The sequence below is a fragment of the Polaromonas sp. P1_G2 genome (assembly GCF_056405515.1).
Genome location: NZ_JBFUBY010001834.1, coordinates 1 through 351, shown reverse-complemented (window position 1 = coordinate 351; position 351 = coordinate 1). Strand labels below are relative to the sequence as shown.

1 protein-coding gene is annotated in these 351 nt (G+C 64.7%); it reads left to right on the top strand.

The genetic code is table 11. The features are described from left to right. The coding region (locus AC1D0P_RS32820) for a KUP/HAK/KT family potassium transporter (protein ID WP_477680538.1) at positions 1-351 on the top strand (351 nt) is incomplete at both ends.

Sequence of the window (351 nt, the reverse complement as noted above, 5' to 3'; positions counted from 1 at the left end):
GTGCAGGCGCGTGGCACCGGTTCGGTCGCCGCCTTCTTCGGGCCGATCATGCTGGTCTGGTTCGCAGCCCTGGCTCTCGGCGGGCTCGCCCATATCCTCGATGCGCCCTCGGTCTTCCTCTCCGTCAACCCGTGGTACGCAGTTTCTTTTCTCTTCCAGCACGGCTTTACCGGGTTCGTGGTGCTCGGCTCCGTCTTCCTGACGGTGACGGGGGCGGAGGCGCTCTATGCCGACCTCGGCCATTTCAGCCGTCGGCCGATCCAATGGGCCTGGTTCGCCGTGGTTTTTCCGTCGCTGGCGCTCAATTATCTCGGTCAGGGCGCGTCGGTGCTGAACAACCCTGCCAATGCG